General features: G+C 66.2%; 15 protein-coding genes. 5 read left to right on the top strand and 10 right to left on the bottom strand.

Annotation, left to right across the window (positions count from 1 at the left end; translation table 11 throughout):
• Positions 1–112 precede the first annotated feature (112 nt).
• The gene (gene rmuC, locus HOP03_08440) at positions 113–1501 is read left to right on the top strand and encodes a DNA recombination protein RmuC (protein NOT88198.1); all 1389 of its coding nucleotides are present in this window, start codon (positions 113–115) and stop codon (positions 1499–1501) included.
• Between the two features lie 65 nt (positions 1502–1566).
• Here the strand turns inward: rmuC and HOP03_08445 are convergent, their stop codons facing one another.
• From HOP03_08445 to HOP03_08470, 6 genes are all read right to left on the bottom strand, one after another.
• The gene (locus tag HOP03_08445; GenBank protein ID NOT88199.1) at positions 1567–2649 is read right to left on the bottom strand and encodes a VacJ family lipoprotein; all 1083 of its coding nucleotides are present in this window, start codon (positions 2647–2649) and stop codon (positions 1567–1569) included.
• Between the two features lie 51 nt (positions 2650–2700).
• On the bottom strand, positions 2701–2988 hold the full coding sequence (locus tag HOP03_08450) for an anti-sigma B factor antagonist (GenBank protein NOT88200.1): 288 nt from the start codon (positions 2986–2988) through the stop codon (positions 2701–2703).
• Positions 2985–3644 carry an ABC transporter substrate-binding protein gene (locus tag HOP03_08455; GenBank protein ID NOT88201.1) on the bottom strand — a complete coding sequence of 220 codons (660 nt, stop codon included), beginning with the start codon at positions 3642–3644 and terminating at the stop codon, positions 2985–2987. Before HOP03_08455 ends, HOP03_08450 begins: the two co-directional genes overlap by 4 nt.
• Before the next feature lie 2 nt (positions 3645–3646).
• On the bottom strand, positions 3647–4195 hold the full coding sequence (gene mlaD, locus HOP03_08460; protein NOT88202.1) for an outer membrane lipid asymmetry maintenance protein MlaD: 549 nt from the start codon (positions 4193–4195) through the stop codon (positions 3647–3649).
• 67 nt (positions 4196–4262) lie between these two features.
• Entirely contained in the window at positions 4263–5012 is a 750-nt protein-coding gene (locus tag HOP03_08465) for an ABC transporter permease (protein ID NOT88203.1), read from the bottom strand.
• A complete protein-coding gene (locus HOP03_08470; protein ID NOT88204.1) occupies positions 5012–5797 on the bottom strand; it encodes an ABC transporter ATP-binding protein in 786 nt (261 codons plus the stop codon). The genes HOP03_08465 and HOP03_08470 overlap by 1 nt, the downstream gene beginning before the upstream one ends.
• 263 nt (positions 5798–6060) lie before the next feature.
• On the opposite strand from HOP03_08470, the gene HOP03_08475 reads away from it, so the two are divergent.
• On the top strand, positions 6061–6351 hold the full coding sequence (locus tag HOP03_08475; protein ID NOT88205.1) for a hypothetical protein: 291 nt from the start codon (positions 6061–6063) through the stop codon (positions 6349–6351).
• A gap of 56 nt (positions 6352–6407) precedes the next feature.
• Here HOP03_08475 and HOP03_08480 read toward each other — a convergent pair whose 3' ends face one another.
• The 4 genes from HOP03_08480 to HOP03_08495 all read right to left on the bottom strand — a co-directional run bounded on the left by HOP03_08480 (position 6408) and on the right by HOP03_08495 (position 8768).
• Positions 6408–6968 (bottom strand): GNAT family N-acetyltransferase, encoded by a 561-nt coding sequence (locus HOP03_08480; protein NOT88206.1) that lies wholly within the window; start codon positions 6966–6968, stop codon positions 6408–6410.
• A 7-nt stretch (positions 6969–6975) separates the two neighbouring features.
• The gene (locus HOP03_08485; GenBank protein NOT88207.1) at positions 6976–7518 is read right to left on the bottom strand and encodes a phage tail protein; all 543 of its coding nucleotides are present in this window, start codon (positions 7516–7518) and stop codon (positions 6976–6978) included.
• A gap of 91 nt (positions 7519–7609) precedes the next feature.
• On the bottom strand, positions 7610–8146 hold the full coding sequence (locus HOP03_08490; GenBank protein NOT88208.1) for a phage tail protein: 537 nt from the start codon (positions 8144–8146) through the stop codon (positions 7610–7612).
• Between the two features lie 73 nt (positions 8147–8219).
• The gene (locus HOP03_08495; protein NOT88209.1) at positions 8220–8768 is read right to left on the bottom strand and encodes a phage tail protein; all 549 of its coding nucleotides are present in this window, start codon (positions 8766–8768) and stop codon (positions 8220–8222) included.
• A gap of 358 nt (positions 8769–9126) precedes the next feature.
• Here HOP03_08495 and HOP03_08500 point away from each other — a divergent pair, with 358 nt between their 5' ends.
• The 3 genes from HOP03_08500 (at position 9127) to HOP03_08510 (ending at position 19914) form a co-directional block, all read left to right on the top strand.
• On the top strand, positions 9127–15996 hold the full coding sequence (locus HOP03_08500) for an autotransporter domain-containing protein (GenBank protein ID NOT88210.1): 6870 nt from the start codon (positions 9127–9129) through the stop codon (positions 15994–15996).
• Between the two features lie 117 nt (positions 15997–16113).
• Positions 16114–19287 carry an autotransporter domain-containing protein gene (locus HOP03_08505; protein ID NOT88211.1) on the top strand — a complete coding sequence of 1058 codons (3174 nt, stop codon included), beginning with the start codon at positions 16114–16116 and terminating at the stop codon, positions 19285–19287.
• 105 nt (positions 19288–19392) lie between these two features.
• The gene (locus HOP03_08510) at positions 19393–19914 is read left to right on the top strand and encodes a DUF1993 domain-containing protein (protein ID NOT88212.1); all 522 of its coding nucleotides are present in this window, start codon (positions 19393–19395) and stop codon (positions 19912–19914) included.
• Positions 19915–19959 lie beyond the last annotated feature (45 nt).

Here is a 19959-nt window from a genome sequence, read left to right on the forward strand (position 1 = left end):
CCCTTGGGAAGTCGCGATCACGCTAGCGCCGCAAGATGACAGTTCAATGACGCTGGTCATGGGAGCGTCATATCGGCGTCATCCCAACGGGCGTGGCGGGTACACTGACGCCATGCCCGATACCGATCTCCTGCTGATCCTGTTGCTGGTCGCGACCGCGATCGTTCTTGTCCTGCTCATCATCCTGCTGCTGCGAAAACCCGACGCCGCACTCGATCGCCTGCGTGGGCGGGTCGAGGAAGCGCTGCGCGAGGAGCAGCGCGCGGGGCGCGGTGAACTGCGCCAGCAACTGGACAGTCTCGCGCTGGCGCAGGCGCAGCGGATCGAGGGCTTCGGCCGCAGTCTGGCCGATCTGACCCTGCGCACCGACGCGCGACTGGACGAACTGCGCGCCGCGCTGAACGACGATGCACAGAAAGCCCGCAGCGAACTGGCCGGCGGGCAGAAACAGTTCGCCGATGGCCTCGGCGCGCAGCTGCGTGAACTCACCGACCGCAACGAACAGCGGTTCACCGAACTGCGCGTCACCCTCGAACAGAAACTGGGCGAGCTGCAGCGCGGCAACGAAGCCAAGCTCGAGCAGATGCGCGCGACCGTCGACGAGAAACTGCAGTCGACGCTGGAAACGCGACTCACCGAAAGCTTCGGCAATGTCGCGCAGATGCTGGTGCAGGTGCATCAGGGGCTGGGCGACATGAACAAACTCGCGTCGGATGTCGGTGGCCTGCAGCGGGTGCTGAACAACGTGAAATCGCGCGGCATCTTCGGCGAAGTGCAGCTGGCCGCGCTGCTGGAGCAGGTGTTCGCGCCGGACCAGTACGCGGCCAACGTGAAGACCGTGCCCGGCAGCGATGCCAGCGTCGAATTCGCGGTGCGGTTTCCCGGCTCCGAGCGCGATGCGCCGGTGTGGCTGCCGATCGACGCCAAATTCCCGCGCGAAGATTACGAACGCCTGCTGGATGCGCAGGAACTGGGCGACGTGGACGCCGCACGGCTGGCCGGCGACGCGCTGGAGCGCCAGGTGCGCAAGCAGGCGCGCGAGATCCACGACAAATACGTGTCGCCGCCGCACACCACCGAGTTCGCGATCCTGTTCCTGCCGACCGAAGGCCTGTACGCGGAAGTCCTGCGTCGCCCCGGGCTGGTCGAAGCGCTGCAGCGCGACCAGCGCATCGCGGTGGCCGGCCCGACCACGCTGCTGGCGCTGATGACCAGCTTCCAGATGGGTTTCCGCACGCTCGCGATCCAGGAACGTTCCAGCGAAGTGTGGCGCACGCTGGGCGCGGTGAAGACCGAGTTCGCGAAGTTCGGCACGGTGCTGGACGGCGTCAAGAAGAAACTGGACGAAGCCAGCAACAAGATCGAGGAAACCAGCGTGCGTTCGCGCGCCCTCGGCCGCAAGCTGCGTGAAGTGGAAGCGCTGCCTGCGGGCGAAGCGCAGAAACTGCTGGGCGATGTCTCAGCGGACGCCTTGGCCGATGACAGTGTTGACGATGGTTGAAAAACCGCGGGTGTTCATACGTGCGGGACGAACGGATGGCCCGCAATGTCGGGCCAGGGCCCGACCTACGGCGACCCGGGAATCACCGGAATCGCATTGATCGGCACGGTCGGGTTGTCGTCGCCGTTGTCCAGATAGTCCGGCAGCGATTCGTCTGTTTCGTTCTTGCTCCCGCCGAAGATCTGGTATTGCCGGCGCTGCATCCATGCGTCGCGCACCAGAGCGTAGTCGTCGGTCGCGCCTTCGCGCATCCGGTCCACGGCAAGCAACTGGGTGCGCACGTCGACCAGCTGCAGACCCTGCAGGAAGACGCGGAGCTTGTCTTCCTCGATCGAGCGGATCGGCGACAACGGCGAATCGCCGGCCATGCCGAGCGCGTCGCGGATGGTGCGCGGGCCGAACAGCGGCAGTTCGACGTAGCGCGATTTCTTCCAGCCCCAGACGCCGAGCGTCTGCCCGAAATCCTCGCTCTTGTTCGGGAGATTCGCCGAAGAGGCGGGGTCGAACACGCCGCCGATGCCGAGGGTGCTGTTGAGCAGGAATCGCCCCAGCGCCTGTCCGGCCTGCTTGGGCTTGCCCTGCAGCAGCGCATTGAGCGCGCTCACCGGCTGGCTGAGGTTGTTGAAGAAATTGCCGACGCCCAGCCGCACCGGACGCGGCGTCACCTTCACGTACACGCTCGCCAGGGGTTTGGCGATGCGTCGATCGACGACCTCGTTGAAACGGTGCACGCGGCGGTTGAGCTTTTCCAGCGGGTCGTAACTCACCGGTTGCGCTGCGGGCGCAGGCAGGGTCGGGTCGGCGATCGGGTCGTACTCCTCGGGAACTTCGCCGTTGCCGTAGATCGCGGCGAAATCCTGTTCGGCTGCGGTCGGTGCCTGCGCGGCCGGTTCCGGGATTGCGGCGACTTCTGCGATGGTGCCCGCATCGTCGCCAACGCTCATCGCCTCGGTTGCGGACGCGGCGGCTCCCGCATCGTCAGGCGATGGCCCGATGTCGGTGTTGGCGATGCCAGCGTCCGTGGCCGGTGCTTCGACGACGGTCGTCGACGGCGGTGCGTCTTGCGAAGCAGCCCTGTGCGCGCAGCCGCTGGCGAGCAGCGCGGCGAGGACAAAAGCGGCCCGGGGGAGGAGGCGCGAAGTCGTCATGGGTCGAGTGTAGCCGTTGCGATAGCGGTAGGTCGTGGGCCGGAAGTCGCGTCAATCGCGGACGAAGGCGAGGCCATGACCGAGCCGATAGGCCGCACGCAACTCCGCGAAACCATCCGGGCGGCCTTCGATTTCGACCGGACCGCAGCGCGCCGCGAGCAGGGAAACCAAGGCCAGGCCGGCGCTGTCGATGGAAGCGACGGCGCCCAGATCGAAGCGCCGCACGCCCTTCAGGTCGTCGGGAATCCGCGGCCAGAGGGCGGCGATGGCGTCGCGGTGCAGCGGTCCCTCGAAACGCAGTGTTTCGTCGGCACGCACGATGTTGCAGTGGGTGCTCACTCGCCCGCGTCCGCCTTGATCTGACCGTTGCGCAGTTCGGTGGCGACCTGGCGGATGGTCTTGCGCTGCAGTTCGGCGTCGAACTGGTTGCGGAAGGTCTGCACGTAGGACACGCCTTCGACCATCACATCGAACACCTTCCACTGCGTGCCGGTCTTGCGCATCAGATAGTCCACCGGAATGGCCGCGCCGCCCTGGCGCAGGAATTCGCTGGACACTTTCACGCCCAATCCGCGCGGCAGCGGGGTTTCGGATTTCACCCGCACCCGCAGTTGGGTGTTGAAGTCGAGCAGCGACGAGCCGTAACGCTGCATCAGATTGTCGGCCAGCGCATCGGCGAACAGTTTTACGTCCTCGTCCGAGGCGCCGCGACCGTGGCGGCCCAGCACCTGGCGCGCGGCGTAGTCGCGATCGAACATCGCATTGAATTCGGTGCTGATGAACTGGCGCAGCACGGCCCGATTCTTGCTGAATTCGGCGCGGCGCTTCTCCAGCGTGCTCAGCACGCGCTGGCTGTTGTTGAGCACGAGCTGGCTGGGCGTGCCCTGCATCGAGGCCGATACGGGCGCTGCGGCGCGCGCGGTCTGGGCGAGCGCCGGAACCGTCGCGGCGAACAGCGCGGCGCCGATCAGCACGGGCATAAGACGGAGAGTCATGGTCATGGGCTCGGGGCCTGTTCGGTGGGGGAGGCGTCGGACGGCGCATTGGAGTGTCCGGCGTCCGGTTTGGTTCCGCTGTCGGGGCTGGTGCCGGTGCCGCCGAAGATGTATTTGCCGGCCATCTGGATCAGGTCGACCGCAGGCGTGGTGAACGCGATCTCCTCGCCCGGCTTGAGTATTTCCATGTCGCCGCCCGGCTGCAGGCCGACGTAGCTTTCGCCGAGCAGGCCGCCGGTGAGGATGCTGGCCGAAGTATCGATCGGCAGATCCTTGTAGCGGCTGTCGATGCTGAGCGTCACCACGGCGTCGAGCTTCTTCGGGTCGAGTTCGATCGTGGCGACCTTGCCGATGGGAACGCCGCCGATCTTCACCGGCGCCATCGGTCGCAGCTGGCCGAGGTTGGTGAAGCGCGCTTTGAGATCGTAGGTGTCTTCGCCGAAACCGAAGCGGCCATTGGTGGACGCGATGGCCAGCACCAGCAGCGAGGCCAGGGCCAACAGCAGAAAGGCGCCGACGGCGAATTCGAGGCGTGGGCCGCGTGCACTCATGGAGAAACCTCTGTGGAGAACATGTCTTTGAAACGCAGATCGGTGGAAAACAGTGCAGTCATCGCGATCACCGGAACAGGAATGCGGACAGCACGAAGTTGAACATCAGCACCAGCAGCGACGCGTTGACCACCGCGCGGGTGGTCGCGACCGAGGTGCCCTCGATGGTCGGCTCGGCGTGGAAACCCACGTACGACGCGACCAGTGCGGCAGTGCCGCCGAAGATCGCGGATTTCAGGAACGCGGGCAGGAAATCCTTCTGGAAATCGACCGCATCCTTCATCACCTGCCAGAACGCGCCGTTGTCGATGCCCAGGATCTGCACGCCCTCGAACCAGCTCGCGGCGAAGGCGAGGCTGCAGAAGAATGCGGTGAGCAGCGGCACCGTCAGCACCGCCGCCCAGAATCGCGGCGCCACCGCCTTGCCGACCGGGTCGATGCCCATCAGCCCGAGTGCGGTGATCTGGTCGGTGGCGCGCATCAGGCCCAGCTCCGCAGCGATCGAGCTGCCGGCGCGGCCGATGAACAGCAGCGCGGTCAGCACCGGCCCCAGTTCGCGGTACATGCCCAGGCCGATCAGGAAGCTGATCTGGTTGCCGGCGCCGTAGGTCTGCAGCGAGCGGTAGCCCAGCAGGGTGATCGAGAGGCCGACGAAGGCGCCGCCGACCGCGATGATCGGCAGGGTGCGTGCACCGATCTTGTAGATCTCGCGGATGAGTTCCCGCCAGAAATCCGCCGTGGGTTTGGTGGCGCGGAACACCGACAGCGAAAACATGCCGGCGCGACCGATGCCGCGTACCGTCTCGGCGAAGGCCATCACGCGGCCTCCGTACGGTCGGGGGCGTCGAAAGGAATCGGGCCGTCGGGCTCGCCTTTCAGGAACTGCTTCACCAGCGGATCGCCGCTGGTTTCGAGTTCGGACGGCGTGCCGTCGAACACGATGCCGCCGTTGGCGATGACCACCGCGCGATCGGCGATGGGCAGGGTTTCGTGGACATGATGGGTGACGATGATGCTGGTCAAACCGAGGCTGTCGTTGAGCCGCGAGATCAGGCTCATGATCACCCCGCTGGCGATCGGGTCCAGTCCGGTCAGCGGCTCGTCGTAGATCATCAGCGGCGGGTCCAGCGCCAGCGCGCGCGCCAGCGCGACGCGGCGTGCCATGCCGCCGGACAGCTCGCGCGGATACAGGTCGGCGGCGGCGCGCAGGCCCACGGCGTGCAGCTTCATCTCGACCAGATGGCGGATGACCGCTTTGGGCAGATTGGTATGGGTGCGCAGCGGCAGTGCGACGTTTTCGGCGGCGGTCAGGTCGGTCAACAGGCCATTGCCCTGCAGCAGCACGCCGATGCTCTTGCGCAGTTCCAGCAGCTCGCGCTTGCGCTGCGGTACCGGCTGGCCGAGCACTTCGACCGCGCCGGCGGCGGGTTCCAGTTCGCCGGTCAGCGCCGAGAGCAGGGTGGACTTGCCGCAGCCCGAAGGCCCGAGGATGGCGGTGACGCTGCCGCGCGGCACGCTCAGATCGATGTCGCGCAGGATCGTGCGCGCCCCGCGATCGAGGCGGAGACCGGTGACACGGACGGCGGCGGAAGCGTTGGGCATCGGATCTTCGAGGGGGTGGGCGGCGGCGGTAGGCCGAAACCTGTTCAGGATGGCGGCTGCAGGCTGAATCCACCGGGAGTGATCGGCTCCGGACTGCGCTAGGGGCGCCATTGTCCCCAGCCCGGACAGGCTTGTCTGCGTCGCGCAACCGTCGGCAGTGTTCCATCGACGTCGCCGATGGACTTGTGCCCATGCCCGGCAGCGGCGAGGATGTGGCCCGCTGCCGGATCGCGCAGCGGCGCACGACAGGGGAGCCGCACTTCATGGAATTGCTGACGCTGGAACACTTCGCAGGCTGCGTGAACGAAACGTTCACCGCCGCGCTCAACGACATGGACGTGGAGTTCGTGCTGGTCGAAGCCCGCCCATTGCCGACCAAGGCCGACAACGCGATGCGCGCGCCGTTCTCGCTGCTGTTCCGGAATACCGCCGCCTTCCTGTTCCCGCAGCAGATCTATGCGATGCGCCATCCACGCATCGGCGAAGCCGGGATATTCCTGGTGCCGATCGCGCAGGAGCGCGCGGGCTTTCTGTATCAGGCGGTGTTCAATTGATTCGTGGATGCCATAGGGCGTGCTCAAGCACGCCGTTATCGATGTACCGATAACGTTCAAACCGCAATCGGCGACTGCCAGCGCATCCGCCGATGCGTGCCTTCGCCGCCATCCGCGGCGAATCCCAGCCGCGTGTACAAACGGTGCGCGCCGGCATTGGTGTGCAGGACATGCAAATACATGCCGCGACCGAGTGCCGCCGCTTCGGTCTGGCTCTGCCGGATCAGTGCGCTGCCCACGCCGCTGCCGCGCAGCCCGGGAAACAGGCTGATATCGACGAGCAGATGCTCGGGCGCCGCGCGCTGCAGGTAATAACGACCGACCGGGCCGCGTTGGCCATGTTCGATCGCGAGGAAGTCGGCGTCGCCGAAATGCCGCATGTAGTGCTGGTGCTGCAATCCGAACTGCTGGTCGAGAAAACTGCGCTTGGCGATCTCCGGCCACGGCACCGGCGCCATTTCCTCGGCGCGCGTCGATGCGTACAGGTCGCGCAACCACGGCAGATCGTCGTCGCATGCGGCACGCAAAGAAAACCCGCGCTCGGCAAGCAGCGCGGGTGTTTGCATGCGGTCGGCGCGTTCCGCTGGGAACGGCGCCAACCGTTGTGATGCTGCCATCTCCGCCTCAGGGGAACGAGGGGAAGATGCCCTGCAGCGCGATGCAGAAGTTCACGCCGAGATACGGTTGCTGGTTCTGGTGGGGCTGCCCGCCGCCCGCACTGGGTTGGATCATGTTCGGCGCTAGCTGCGTATTCAGAGGTGTCGCGATGTAGGTCTTCGACGAGGTGCTGATCGCGAGAAAGGACAACCCGCCATTGGCGGTCGGCGCTGCCGATCCGCTGCCGGCTGCCGTTTGCGAATAGGCGTTCACGCCGTGATTGTGTTGCGGGATCTGCTGACTGGTGAGGGTGACGGTGTTGACGCCGAAACTTTGTCCCAAGACGCGTGGGCTCAGTCCCGGCCCATTGCCCTGTTCGCAGCCGGCGCGGCCGGCGAAGTTGGGCAATTGGAAGGTGGTCTGGCCGTTGCCGCCGTAGGTCACGCCGATCAGTGCGAACAGCGCGGTGTTCTGCGAGATCGGCAGGGTGGCGCCGTTCGCGAACGCCCATCCGCGCGGATTGAAATTGAAGCCGAACAACTGGATTTCGCCGATGAAGGGTTGAGTCATGACATGGTTCCTCCGATGAGGTGTGCCGCATGTGTCCAAGCGTGGACCGCCGCGGCCGCGCCTGCATGGCGCGATGGAAAGGGGGGCGGGCTCAGGCCTGGCTCGGGAAGATGCCCTGGGTGGCGATGCAGTACTGCACCGTGAGCGTGGGCATGGTGTTGTCGTGCGGCTGGCTGCCGCCGGCCAGGGTCAGCATCTGCGCCGACATTGGCGCGGCGGTGTTGCCGGTGATGGTGTTGACGTAGAAAGAGTCGCCGCTGACTGCGCCGGGCAACAAATTGTTCGCTGGCGTCACGGCGGTTGCCAACGCGGTTGTCGCCACCATGGTGTGGGTATGCGCGGGCATCTGGGTCGGCAGCACGGTGACGTTTTCGGTGCCGGCCACTTGGCCGATGACATAGGTACCCAGACCAGGCCCGGTGCCCTGATGGATCGGCAATCGGCCGCGCAGATCGGGCACGCCGAAGGTGGTCTGGCCGTCGCCGCCGTAGGTGGTGCCGATCAGGGCGAACAGGGCGTCGTATTCGGAAATGGGCAGCAGGCTTCCGTCGCAGCCCTGCCAACCGATGGGCGCGCCGCGAGTGCCGAAGCCGAACATGCGGATCTCGCCGATATAGGGTGTACTCATACGTGTGTACTCCGAAATTTCGAGGGACGTACGCGCAGTGGCGCGACACATCCGGGGTCCATGGCGCGCGCGCTCAGTTGCGCGACGGGAAAATGCCGCTGAGCGCGACGCAGAAATTGATCACGCTGTAGGGCTGCAGGTTCGAATGCGGCTGGTTGCCGCCGGCCGGCGCGACCGTGGCCGGATTCAGCGGCACCGCAGGTCCGGTCGATGCCGAGTAGATCGAAATCGCCGTTCCGCTGGCAATGTTGCTGGTGGCGAAAGCGCGGTTCGACGGAATGCGGTTGTCGCCATTGCTGCTCGATGCGTTCACCGCATGGGTGTGCGCCGGCATGTTGGTGCTGAGCAGGGTAACGTTCTCGACGCCTGCGGACTGACCGATCTGCACCGCCGGCGGTTGCCAGCTCGGGTCCACCGACGAGGCATAGCCGATCGGCGTGCGACTGCGCAGGTCGGGAAGGGCGAAGTTGGTGGTGCCGTTGCCCCCGTACTGTGTCCCCAGCAGCGAGAACAAGGCCTGATTCTGGTTGATTGGCAGCAACTGGCCGTTGCATTGCGCCCAGAATTTCGGCGCGAAATTGAAGCCGGTCATCATGATCTGACCGATGAAGAATTCGCTCATCGCTATCCTCCCCTTGGATGGTTGATGCGACGCTCCATGCGCCGCGTCGACTTACTCTGAACCTGAACCAGCGATCCCACAAGGGCCACGGCGACCGGACTTCGGCGTATGTGCGCGAGCGCAGTTCGCCGGCGGCCTCATGCCACTTTCGCTGCCGCGCCAATCCTGTTCCAATGGCGTTCAGCCGTTCCTAAGGACCCGGGGTGGCCCCCGGCGACCGGAAACGACGTTCGACAGATAAGCGCGCGGATCGCCACCGGCCTGACCGCTCGTGGCCGCCATCAGGGGAAACAGGGACATGGAAACGCTTTCGATGCAGTCCGGCCGCCGTTGTGGCCGCTTCACGACTTTCAACCTGATGGCCTGGCTTCTGTGCCTGGGTCTGCTGTGGCCCACGCTGGCCTCGGCGCAGACATCGGTATATTGCCCGACCCCGTTGACCGCCACTGTCTCCTGGGGCGCAACGGTCGCGGTGAACGTCAGTACCTGCGACGGCCCCTTCGACGGCGGCATGAGCGGCCCGATCGCACCCTTCGCCGCGCACGGTACCGTGACCATCGGTGCGAACGGCGGCGGTACCCAGTTCATCAACTATGCGCACAACAGCACCACGCCGGGCGGTGGCGGAAGCGACACGATCTGGCTCGAAGACAACGATCTGGGCACGGTGCGTATCAACATCACCATCAGTCCGCCGAGCTCGCCGATCACGGTCCTTCCGGCGACTTTGCCGACGCTGACTGCCGGCACCCCGTTCTCGCAAACCCTGACGTCGAGCGGCGGCCTTGCCCCCTATACCTACACCCTCCAGAGCGGCGCATTGCCGGTCGGCCTCAGTCTGAGTAGCGCCGGCGTGCTCAGCGGTACGCCCACACAGCGTGGCGGCTATACCTTCACCGTCCGCTCGACCGATGCCACCACGCCCACCGCACAATTCGTCGACAAGGGTTATACGGGCACGGTCCAGAATCCGAGCCTTGCGCTTTCGCCCAATACGTTTTCGGCGATTCAGGGCGTTCCGACATCGTTCTCGCTCGCGACCGCCGGCGGCGTTGCGCCGCACACTTACCAGACCGAGCCGGTCCCCGGTGCGGCGCCTGCGCCCGGCCTGACGATGACCTCCGCAGGTGTCGTCAGCGGAACACCCACCACCATCGGATCGACCACCACCACGCTGCGCGTGACGGATGCCAGCACGCCTTCCGCCGCGCCTTATTCCGAATTGGAACCGCTGACCATCAACGTCGTTGCGCCGCCGAGCGTTTCGATCGCGGTCGCTCCTGCAAGCGTCAGTGAAGACGGCGCGACCAATCTGGTCTACACCGTCACCCGCAGCGCAAGTCTGGCAACGGCGACGCTGGTCAACATCGCCACCAGCGGCACCGCGACGTCGGGCATCGACTACGGCGGCGGCGTTGCGACGGTCAACATCCCCAGCGGCGCCACCACCGCGACCATCACCATCAATCCTGCGGTCGACGGCCTCGTCGAAGCCGATGAAACCGTGACCCTCACCGTCGCTGCCGGCACCGGTTACACGGTCGGCGCGCCGGCCAGCGCCACCGGCACCATCCTCAACGACGATGTGCCCACGGCTACGATCACCGTGTCTCCGGCCGCCGTTGCCGAAGACGGCGCACCCAATCTGGTCTACACGGTCAATCTGAACCAGGCGTCGTTCACCGCGTTGTCGATCAGCTACACCGTCGGCGGCACCGCCATCAACGGAACCGACTACGTGACGATCACCTCGCCGCTGGTCATCCCGGCCGGCAATACCACCGGCACGGTCACCGTCAACCCGAACGCCGATGCCACCATCGAAGCCGACGAGACGGTCATCCTGACCCTCGCCGCCGGTGCCGGTTACACGGTCGGCGTTCCGGCCAGCGCCACCGGCACGATCCTCAACGACGACCTGCCGAACCTGACGATCAACGATGTCACCGCATCGGAAGGCAACGCCGGCATCACCAACTTCACCTTTACCGTCAGCCTGAGTGCGCCGGCGGGTCCGGGCGGTGTCGGCTTCGACATCGCCACCGCCAACGGCAGCGCCACGGCGGGCGTCGATTACGTCGCCAGCACGCTCACCGGTCAGACCATCCCGGCCGGCAGCAGCACCTACACGTTCACCGTGCTGGTGAACGGCGATACGCTCAACGAGCCGACCGAAACCTTCTTCGTCAACGTCACCAACGTGGTCAACGCGATCGTGGTCGATGGCCAGGGCGTGGGCACCATCACCAACGACGACCCGCTGCCATCGCTCAGCATCAACGATGTCACCGTGGTCGAGGGCAATGCCGGCACCGTCAACGCGGTGTTCACCGTCACCCTCAGTGCGGCCAGCGGCCAGACCGTCGGCGTGAACTACGCCACGGCCGACGGCACCGCGACCCAGCCGGCCGACTACACCAGCACCACCGGCGCGCTGACCTTCACCCCGGGACAGACCACCCGCACCATCACCGTGCCGGTGATCGGCGAAGTGGTTCCCGAGGCGAACGAAACGTTCTTCGTGAATCTCAGCGGCGCGACCAACGCGACGATCGCCGACAATCAGGGTCTGGGCGCCATCACCAACGACGATGTGCCGGTGACGGTCAATCCCGCGACGCTGCCGAACGGCACGATCGGCTTCGTCTACAACCAGACGCTCTCCGCCAGCGGTGGAGCGGCTCCTTATACCTTCGCGCTGACCGCCGGCTCGGTGCCGGCAGGCGTCGTCGTGCAGGCAAACGGCATCGTGGCCGGCATACCGACGGCAGGCGGCACCTTCAACTTCACCGTCACCGCGACCGACAGCAGCCCGTTCCCGGGGCCCTTCGCGGGCAGTCGCGCATACACCGTCGTCATCGCAGCGCCGACGATCGTGCTGCCGGCGACCCCGCTGGCGGACGGCACCTTGGGCGCGGCGTATTCGGCCGCAATCACGCCGGCCTCCGGCGGTACATCGCCGTATGCCTATGCGGTTTCCGCCGGGGCATTGCCGGCCGGGTTGAACCTCAACGCCGCGACCGGCGCCATCACCGGCACGCCGGGCGCAGTGGGCACGTTCAACTTCGATATCACCGCGACCGACAGCAGCACCGGTACCGGGCCGTACACCGCGACCCAGAGCTACAGCATCGTGGTCATCGATGTCCCGCCGGTCGCCAATCCGGTTTCGATCACCGTCGCCTACAACAGCGGCGCGAATCCGGTGCCGCTGAACATCACCGGCGGCGCAGCGACCTCGGTATCGATCGGCACGCCGTCGACCAACGGCACCGAGATCACCAGTGGCATCACGATCACCTATCAGCCGAATCCGGATTTCGCCGGCACCGACACGTTCACCTATCTCGCGACCAACAGCGGCGGCACGTCCGCGCCCGCCACGGTGACGGTGACGGTGAGCAACCCGGTCATCACCATCACCCCCAGCGGCGGCTTCGCGGCCACCGTGGGCACGCCGTACACCCAGACCTTCACCTGGAACGGCGGCGCGCAGCCGTACAGCGGCTATCAGGTCACCAACCTGCCGGCCGGGCTGTCGATCACCGGTTCCACCGCGAACAGCGTGACCGTCTCCGGCACGCCGACCCAGGCGGGCAGCTTCACGCTGAACGCTTCGGCCACCGACAGCAGCACCGGCAACGGTCCGTTCACGGTCGGTGAGGCGTTCACGCTGACGGTCGCCGGCCCGACGCTGGCGCTGGCGCCGGCTTCCACCACGTTCAACGTCCCGTACGGTGTTGCCGGTTATTCGCAGGGCTTCACCGCCAGCGGCGGTATCGGTCCGTACACCTACGCGCTGAGCGGCGCGCTGCCGCCGGGCGTGACCTTCGCCGGCAACACCGTGTCGGGCACGCCGACGGTGCCCGGCAGTTACAGCTTCACCATCACGGCGACCGATACGGGTTCCACCGGCACGGGCTCGCCGTTCACGGTGGCGCAGAACTACATCATCAACGTGGCGGCACCGACCATCGTGGTGAATCCCGCCACGCTGCCTGACCCGACCGCCGGCAACGCCTACAGCCAGACGCTTACCGCGACCGGTGGTGTTGGCCCGTACGGCTTCTCGCTCGGCGGCGGCACGCTGCCGTCCGGCATCACCCTGTCGAGCGGCGGTGCGTTGTCCGGGACATCGAACGAAGTCGGCACCTTCAACATCGCCGTCACCGCCACCGATGCCAACGGCCAGACCGGCAGCCGCGCCTACACGCTGACCATCGCCGCGCCGACGCTGACCCTGGCGCCCGCAGCCGGCGTACAGACGTTGACCTACGGCGTGCCGTACACGCAGGCCTTCACGGCTGGCGGTAGCGCCGGTCCGTTCAACTACGTGTTGAGCGGTGCCCTGCCGACCGGTGTCACCTTCAGCGGCAATACGCTGTCGGGTACGCCGACTGCGCCGGGCAGCTATCCGGTCACCGTCACCGCCACCGACACGGTGCTGACCGGTGCGGGTGCGCCGTTCTCGATCACCCAGGACTACGTGCTGAACGTCCCGGCGCCGACCATCGCGGTCAATCCGGCCACGTTGCCGAACCCGGTCGCGGGCGCGGCTTACAGCCAGACGCTCACCGTGACCGGCGGCGTCGCGCCATACAGCACGGCCGTCACCAGCGGCACGCTGCCGACCGGCATCACCCTGACCAGCGGCGGCGTGCTCTCGGGCACCTCGTTCGAGGTCGGCACGTTCAACGTGACCGTGACCGGCACCGATGCCAACGGCCAGACCGGCAGTCGCGCTTATACGCTGACGATCGCAGCACCGACCCTGAGCATGAGCCCGGCGGCCGGCGTGCAGACGCTGACCTATGGCGCGCCGTACACGCAGACCTTCACCGCCAGCGGTAGTCCCGGTCCTTACAACTACGTGTTGAGCGGCGCCCTGCCGGCCGGTGTCACCTTCAGCGGCAACACGCTGTCGGGTACGCCGACGGTCCCGGGCAGCTATCCGGTCACCGTCACCGCCACCGACACGGTGTTGACCGGTGCGGGTGCGCCGTTCTCGATCACCCAGGACTACGTGCTGAACGTGCCTGCGCCGGTCATCGCGATCGCCCCGGCCACGTTGCCCAACACGACGGCGGGCCTGGCTTACAGCCAGACGTTCAGCGCCAGTGGCGGCGTCGCGCCCTACAGCTTCGCGGTGACCGCAGGCGCCTTGCCGAATGGTCTGACGCTGAGCTCGGGCGGTGCGCTGTCCGGTACCACGACGGCCTCGGGCACGTTCAACTTCACCGTGACCGCGACCGACGTGAACGGCCAGAACGCCAGCACCGCCTACACCGTGGTGGTGGCCGTGCCGACGCTCACGCTGACACCGGCCACGTTGCCGGCCGGTACGGCAGGTACGGCTTACACGCAGGTGCTGACGATCGGTGGCGGCATCGCGCCGTACACGGTGACGCTGACGGGCGCACTGCCGACGGGCCTGACCTTCAATGCGGCCACCCGCACCTTCAGCGGCACGCCGACGCAGGCAGGCACGTTCAACCTCAGCGTGACCGTCACCGACAGCACCGGCGGCACCGCAGCGACGGTGACCAACGCCTACACGCTGACGATCGCGACACCGACGCTGGCGATGACGCCGGCCACGGTGCCGGCCGGCACGGCGGGCGTGGCGTACAGCCAGACCTTCGTCGCCAGTGGCGGCATCGCGCCGTACACCTACGCCTTGAGCGCGGGTGCGCTGCCGGCCGGTCTCACCCTCAATGCCGCAGGTGCACTGAGCGGCACGCCGACGGTCGCGGGCACGTTCAACTTCAGCGTGCGTGCGACCGACAGCACCACCGGCACGGCGGGTACGGTGACCATCGCCTACACGCTCACGTTGTCCGCCCCGACCATCACCATCAACCCGGCGACCCTGCCCAACAGCGTCCAGCAACTGCCGTACACGCAGGCGTTGACCGCGACCGGCGGCACCGCGCCGTATGCCTTCGCGATCACGGCGGGTGCATTGCCGGCCGGCCTGACGTTGAGCACGGCGGGTTCGCTCAGCGGCACGCCGACGGTGTCGGGTCTGTTCAACTTCACGATCCGTGCGACCGACGCGCTGGGCTTCACCGGCACGCGGGTCTACGCGCTGAGGGTCGTGGATCGCCCCGATCCGTCGAAGGATCCGGAAGTGCGCGGTCTGCTGGAAGCGCAGGCGGATGCCACCCGTCGCTTCGCGACCACCCAGATCAACAACTTCCAGCAGCGTCTGGAGCGGTTGCATGGTGCGGGTCAGGACGGCGGCTTCGACAACGGCCTGAGCGTGTCCTACGACCAGTACTGTCCGGAGATGGTGGGTGCGATTCCCGGCCGCCGCTGCGACCGTCCGACCACCGGCAGCACGATCGGCGCCGCGATGACCGAGCAGAACAATGCGCGCGCCGGAGACGGCAACAACGCGTACGGGATCTGGACGGCGGGCACGATCCGCTCGGGCAATCACGATGGCCGCAACGGAAGCGCCGGCGTGGACTTCGAGACCGATGGCCTGAGCGCCGGTCTGGACTACCGCGTCAACGATGCGCTGACGATCGGTGGCGGCGTGGGTTACGGCACCGACAGCAGCGACATCGGCGACAACGGCAGCCGCAGCAAGGGCAGTGCCTACTCCTTCGCGCTCTACGGCAGCTACAGCCCGGGCGAGATGTTCTTCATGGATGGCCTGTGGGGCTACCAGAGCCTCGACTACGACCTGCGCCGGTTCGTCACCAGCAACGGCAACTTCGTCGATGGCAAGCGCAAGGGCACGCAGTGGTTCGGCTCGGTGTCGGCGGGTGCCGATATCCAGAAGGGCGCGTGGCAGTTCACGCCGTACGTGCGTGCCGATGTGGCGCGTGCCGAACTCGATGCGTATACCGAGCACGGCGATCCGATCTTCGCGCTGGCCTACGACAACCTTGCAGTCGATACGGACACCGGCAATGTGGGCGTGCGCATCGACTACCGTCGCGAAGCGAGCTGGGGCCTGTGGTCGCCGCAGTTCCGCGTGGAATACCAGCACGATTTCAAGGGCAACGGCGCGCAGACGATGCGCTACGCGGACCTGCCCACCGGCCCGTTCTACCGTGCGGGTCTGAACGACTTCGACCGCAGCCGCCTGATGCTGGGCCTGGGCGTGTTGTTCAATCTGAGCAACGACTGGTCGTTCAAGTTCGACTATCGCGGCCTGATCGGCAGCGGCGGCGACACCGACCACGGCGTCCAGTTCAACGTCGACAGGAAGTTCTGATCTTCAGTCGCCACGGTTGAGGAAGACACGGCGCCGCTGCTCATGCAGCGGCGCTTTTTTTTGCGGCGGTGATATTGTTGTGTGGGGCGAACTTCACCTCACGACCTGCTGCAGGCAATGACCACGTCTCCCGCTCCGATATTGCAGCGCTGGATCCACCGATGCGCGCTGGCACTGATGGCCATGGCGCTGTCGGTGGCTGTGCTCTTGCCGGTCAAGGCGATGGCGCAACCGGCATTGACGCTCTCGCCGGAAACCCTGCCGAATGCCTCGACCCAGGTCTACTACTTCCAGTTTTTCAGCGCTTCCGGCGGCGTAGCGCCGTACACGCATCGCATCAGCGCAGGAGCCTTGCCGCCAGGGATTTTTCTCTTCGGCAATTTCATGTCCGGCGTACCGAGCATTGCCGGCACCTACAGTTTTTCGATCACGGCAACCGATCGGACATCGCCCGTTCCCCTCACGGTGACTCGCGATTACGCGCTGGTCGTAGAACAGACGCCGTTCGTGATCGATGAAGCCATGCCCCCTGTCGCGACGGCAGGGCGGAATTACAGTCATTCGATCACGGCACGAGGGGGCATCAAACCGTACGCCTTTCGGGTGGAGAGCGGAGCATTGCCACTGGGCTTGACCTTGGCCAGCGACGGAAGCGTCAGCGGCATCCCCATGGTAGCCGGGACGTTCGATATCAACGTGGTCGTTACCGACAGCACAAGTGGGACTCCTTCCACCGCGATCAGGAGCTTCCGGTTTGTGGTCGAACTTCCCGTGATGAGCGTTTCGCCCGAGCGGCCGTCGCACGCTGCGGTCGGTTCGCCATACGCGATGTCTCTCGGTGCCGTAGGCGGCAAGGAACCATATCTCTATGCGCTGACATCCGGCGTGCTGCCGGAAGGCTTGGAACTGCAGTCCAACGGGACCATCACCGGCGTACCGGAAGTGGTTGGGTCTTACGAGATCATCATTACCGCGACCGATGGCAGCACCGGCTACGGTCCGATCACAGGCAGTCGCGCGTACACGATGGTGGTGGAGCCACCCAGGTTGGTGCTCGATACCGGCGTCTTGCCGGTCGCGACGGCCGCGCAGCCCTACATCGCCAGGCTTGGCGTCTCGAACGGTGTCGCACCTTATGAGTTCACGCTCGGGAGCGGCACACTGCCCCCGGGGCTCACGCTTGCAGAAGACGGCACGATTTCCGGAATCCCTGCGCGTCCATTGCCGCCACCGGATTTTTCGCAATACGCCTTCGTCTTCAACGTGGTCGATGCGAACAGGCGCAGTGCGACGTTCAGCATGGATATGACGGTGATCGATACACCGATACAGATCGGACCGGCGGTGGTGCCCGATGGCATCGCCGGGGTCACCGAATATCTGTTGCCATTCACCGCCGAGAATGCGACCGCACCCTTTGCCTTCGCGCTGCAGGAAGGCGCGTTGCCTCAAGGCCTGCGCTTCGACCCGGACACCGCAACGTTGTCGGGTATCCCGACCGAATCCGGCAGCTTCGCTTTCACCCTGCAGCTGACCGACGCCGAAAACCGGATCGTGGCCAGGCAGTACGCTTTCACGATCGCCGCGCCCACGTTGGCGCTCACATCGACCGCGCTGTCTGCGGGTACGACCGGGGTTGCCTATCGCCACTTGCTCAGTGCAGGCGGTGGCGCCGAACCTTATCGATTCCGGATCATCGAGGGGGCGATGCCTCCAGGGATGGCCTTGAGTGTCGATGGCGAGATCAGCGGCACCACCCATCAAGCCGGAACATTCCCGTTCGCGATCGAAGTGGCATCGGCCACTCGACAGCTGAGCGTCCAGGCATTGACTCTGCAGATCAATCCGCCGGCGAGCATGGATTCAGCTCCGGTCATTACCACGACAGTCGCGCCGGTCATCATATCTTCGCGCACCGTTACCATGGTGGCGGGCGTAGCCGCGACGATCGAGCTCACCGAAGGCGCGACCGGCGGGCCGTTCACTGCGGCGAACGTCGTGTCGCTGAGTCCTGCCAACGCGGGCACGGTCTCCATCGACCATGGCGGTAGCGGCACGAATACGCACTATGCGCTGAGGTTCGCGCCCGCGCCGGATTTTTCCGGGGTCGCCACTGTCCAGTACACGCTCGGCAACAGCGGTGCGATCTCGGCCCCGGCGACCATCGTATTCACCGTCGTGCCACGTCCCGACCCCGCGCACGATCCTGAAGTGCTCGGGTTGCTGGATGCGCAGGCGCATAGCGCGCGCAGCTTCGCGACCGCGCAGATCGGCAATGTGCGCCAGCGGCTCGAACGTCTGCACGGCGCGGGCGATGGCCGCTACGGCTTCAGCGATGGTCTGACGTTCGCATCCAACGGTGGGATCAACCGTTGTGCGTCGCGCGTCGCAACACCGCCGGGCGAAACCTGCGCGCGACCGCTTGCCGACGACGTGGTCGTCAGCAGTCGGCATCGCAGCGATTATCTGTTCGGCACCTGGGTCGCCGGCACGCTCGGCAGCGGCGAGCGCGATGCGCGCAACGGTCGCGAGGCGATGGATTTTGAAACCCGGGGCGTCAGCGGCGGCGGCGACATGCGCATCGGCGATGGCTATGCGGGCGCAAGTGTCGGTTACGGGCGCGACCGCACCTGGGTCGGCGACGACGACACCCGCAGCGATGCGCAGGCGTACACGCTCTCTGTCTACGGTGGTTATGCGCCGGGCGATGTGTTCTTCATCGACGGCATGCTCGGCTACCAATCGCTGCACTACGACCTGCGCCGCAGTCCGACTGCGACTGCGGGAGACGTGAAAGGTCGACGCAACGGCCGGCAATGGTTCGCCGCGCTCACCGCTGGTGCCGATCTCGAACGCGGGCGCTGGCAGTTCACGCCCTATGGCCGATTCGAATTCGTGCGCGCCACGCTCGACGGTTATCGCGAGCAGGGCGACCCGGTCTACGCCCTGCGCTACGACGACCAGACCCTGCGCAGCACTTCGGCCAATCTCGGCCTGCGCGTGGATTACCGCAGAACAATGGGATGGGGCATGTTCGCGCCGCAGTTGCGCCTGGAATATCAGCGCGATGTGGAGCGCGACGGCGCGGCCACGCTGCACTACGCCGATTGGACCCAGGGCCCGGCCTATCGCGCGGATGTGCCCGGCATCGGTCGCAGCCGCTTGGAAATCGGTCTGGGCGCGTTGTTCGAAAACCGCGCGCAATGGACTTTTGCCTTCGGCTATCGCGGTCTGTTCGACGACGACGGCAGCGATCACGGTCTGACTTTCGACATCCAGCACGAGTTCTGAGCGCCGGGCATTCCGCCCGTGCGACGCTGCGGCCCGTGGGTGTGCGGTGTTGAGCGCGCATGCGTGCGTACACTGCGTCCTCCCGTATCGCGAGTCGCGCACATCATGGCCATCGACCTCCACACTGCCGCCATCCCCCCGTTGTCGCGCACGCTGCAACAGTTGCGCCAGGTACTCGCCAAGGGCGCCGCGCACGCCGAAGCGCAGAACTGGGACCCTGCCGTACTGCTTGGGATGCGGCTGGCGCCCGACATGTTTCCGCTGACCCGCCAGGTGCAGATCGCGACCGACATGGCCAAGAACGCAGGCGGACGCCTCACGGGCACCCAGGCGCCTGCGTTCGAGGACAACGAAACCACGTTCGCCGAGCTCGACGCGCGTCTGCTGCGCGCCATCGACTACCTGCACTCGCTGCCGGTCGATGGGTTCATCGGCGCGGAGACGCGCGCGATCACGGTGCCCACGCGCGCGTACGGCGATCTGCATTTCATCGGTACCGACTACCTGTTCGGCTACGTGTTGCCCAACGTGCATTTCCACAGCACCACCGCCTACGCGCTGCTGCGCCATGCCGGCGTGCCGCTGGGCAAGGCCGACTACATCGGCCAGCCGCCCGTACGGGACTGATCCGGCATCCGCGGAAGCCCCGGAGGAGGCGTCCTGAGGACGTCT

The sequence above is a fragment of the Lysobacter sp. genome (genome assembly GCA_013141175.1).
Taxonomy (GTDB): Bacteria; Pseudomonadota; Gammaproteobacteria; order Xanthomonadales; family Xanthomonadaceae; genus Lysobacter_I.

Excerpts from the sequence above, each read along its gene's own strand:
- rmuC (NOT88198.1), top strand. The coding sequence starts at position 113 with ATGCCCGATACCGATCTCCTGCTGATCCTGTTGCTGGTCGCGACCGCG.
- HOP03_08445 (NOT88199.1), bottom strand. The coding sequence starts at position 2,649 with ATGACGACTTCGCGCCTCCTCCCCCGGGCCGCTTTTGTCCTCGCCGCG.
- HOP03_08455 (NOT88201.1), bottom strand. The coding sequence starts at position 3,644 with ATGACTCTCCGTCTTATGCCCGTGCTGATCGGCGCCGCGCTGTTCGCC.
- mlaD (NOT88202.1), bottom strand. The coding sequence starts at position 4,195 with ATGAGTGCACGCGGCCCACGCCTCGAATTCGCCGTCGGCGCCTTTCTG.
- HOP03_08465 (NOT88203.1), bottom strand. The coding sequence starts at position 5,012 with ATGGCCTTCGCCGAGACGGTACGCGGCATCGGTCGCGCCGGCATGTTT.
- HOP03_08470 (NOT88204.1), bottom strand. The coding sequence starts at position 5,797 with ATGCCCAACGCTTCCGCCGCCGTCCGTGTCACCGGTCTCCGCCTCGAT.
- HOP03_08475 (NOT88205.1), top strand. The coding sequence starts at position 6,061 with ATGGAATTGCTGACGCTGGAACACTTCGCAGGCTGCGTGAACGAAACG.
- HOP03_08480 (NOT88206.1), bottom strand. The coding sequence starts at position 6,968 with ATGGCAGCATCACAACGGTTGGCGCCGTTCCCAGCGGAACGCGCCGAC.
- HOP03_08485 (NOT88207.1), bottom strand. The coding sequence starts at position 7,518 with ATGACTCAACCCTTCATCGGCGAAATCCAGTTGTTCGGCTTCAATTTC.
- HOP03_08490 (NOT88208.1), bottom strand. The coding sequence starts at position 8,146 with ATGAGTACACCCTATATCGGCGAGATCCGCATGTTCGGCTTCGGCACT.
- HOP03_08495 (NOT88209.1), bottom strand. The coding sequence starts at position 8,768 with ATGAGCGAATTCTTCATCGGTCAGATCATGATGACCGGCTTCAATTTC.
- HOP03_08500 (NOT88210.1), top strand. The coding sequence starts at position 9,127 with ATGGCCTGGCTTCTGTGCCTGGGTCTGCTGTGGCCCACGCTGGCCTCG.
- HOP03_08505 (NOT88211.1), top strand. The coding sequence starts at position 16,114 with ATGACCACGTCTCCCGCTCCGATATTGCAGCGCTGGATCCACCGATGC.
- HOP03_08510 (NOT88212.1), top strand. The coding sequence starts at position 19,393 with ATGGCCATCGACCTCCACACTGCCGCCATCCCCCCGTTGTCGCGCACG.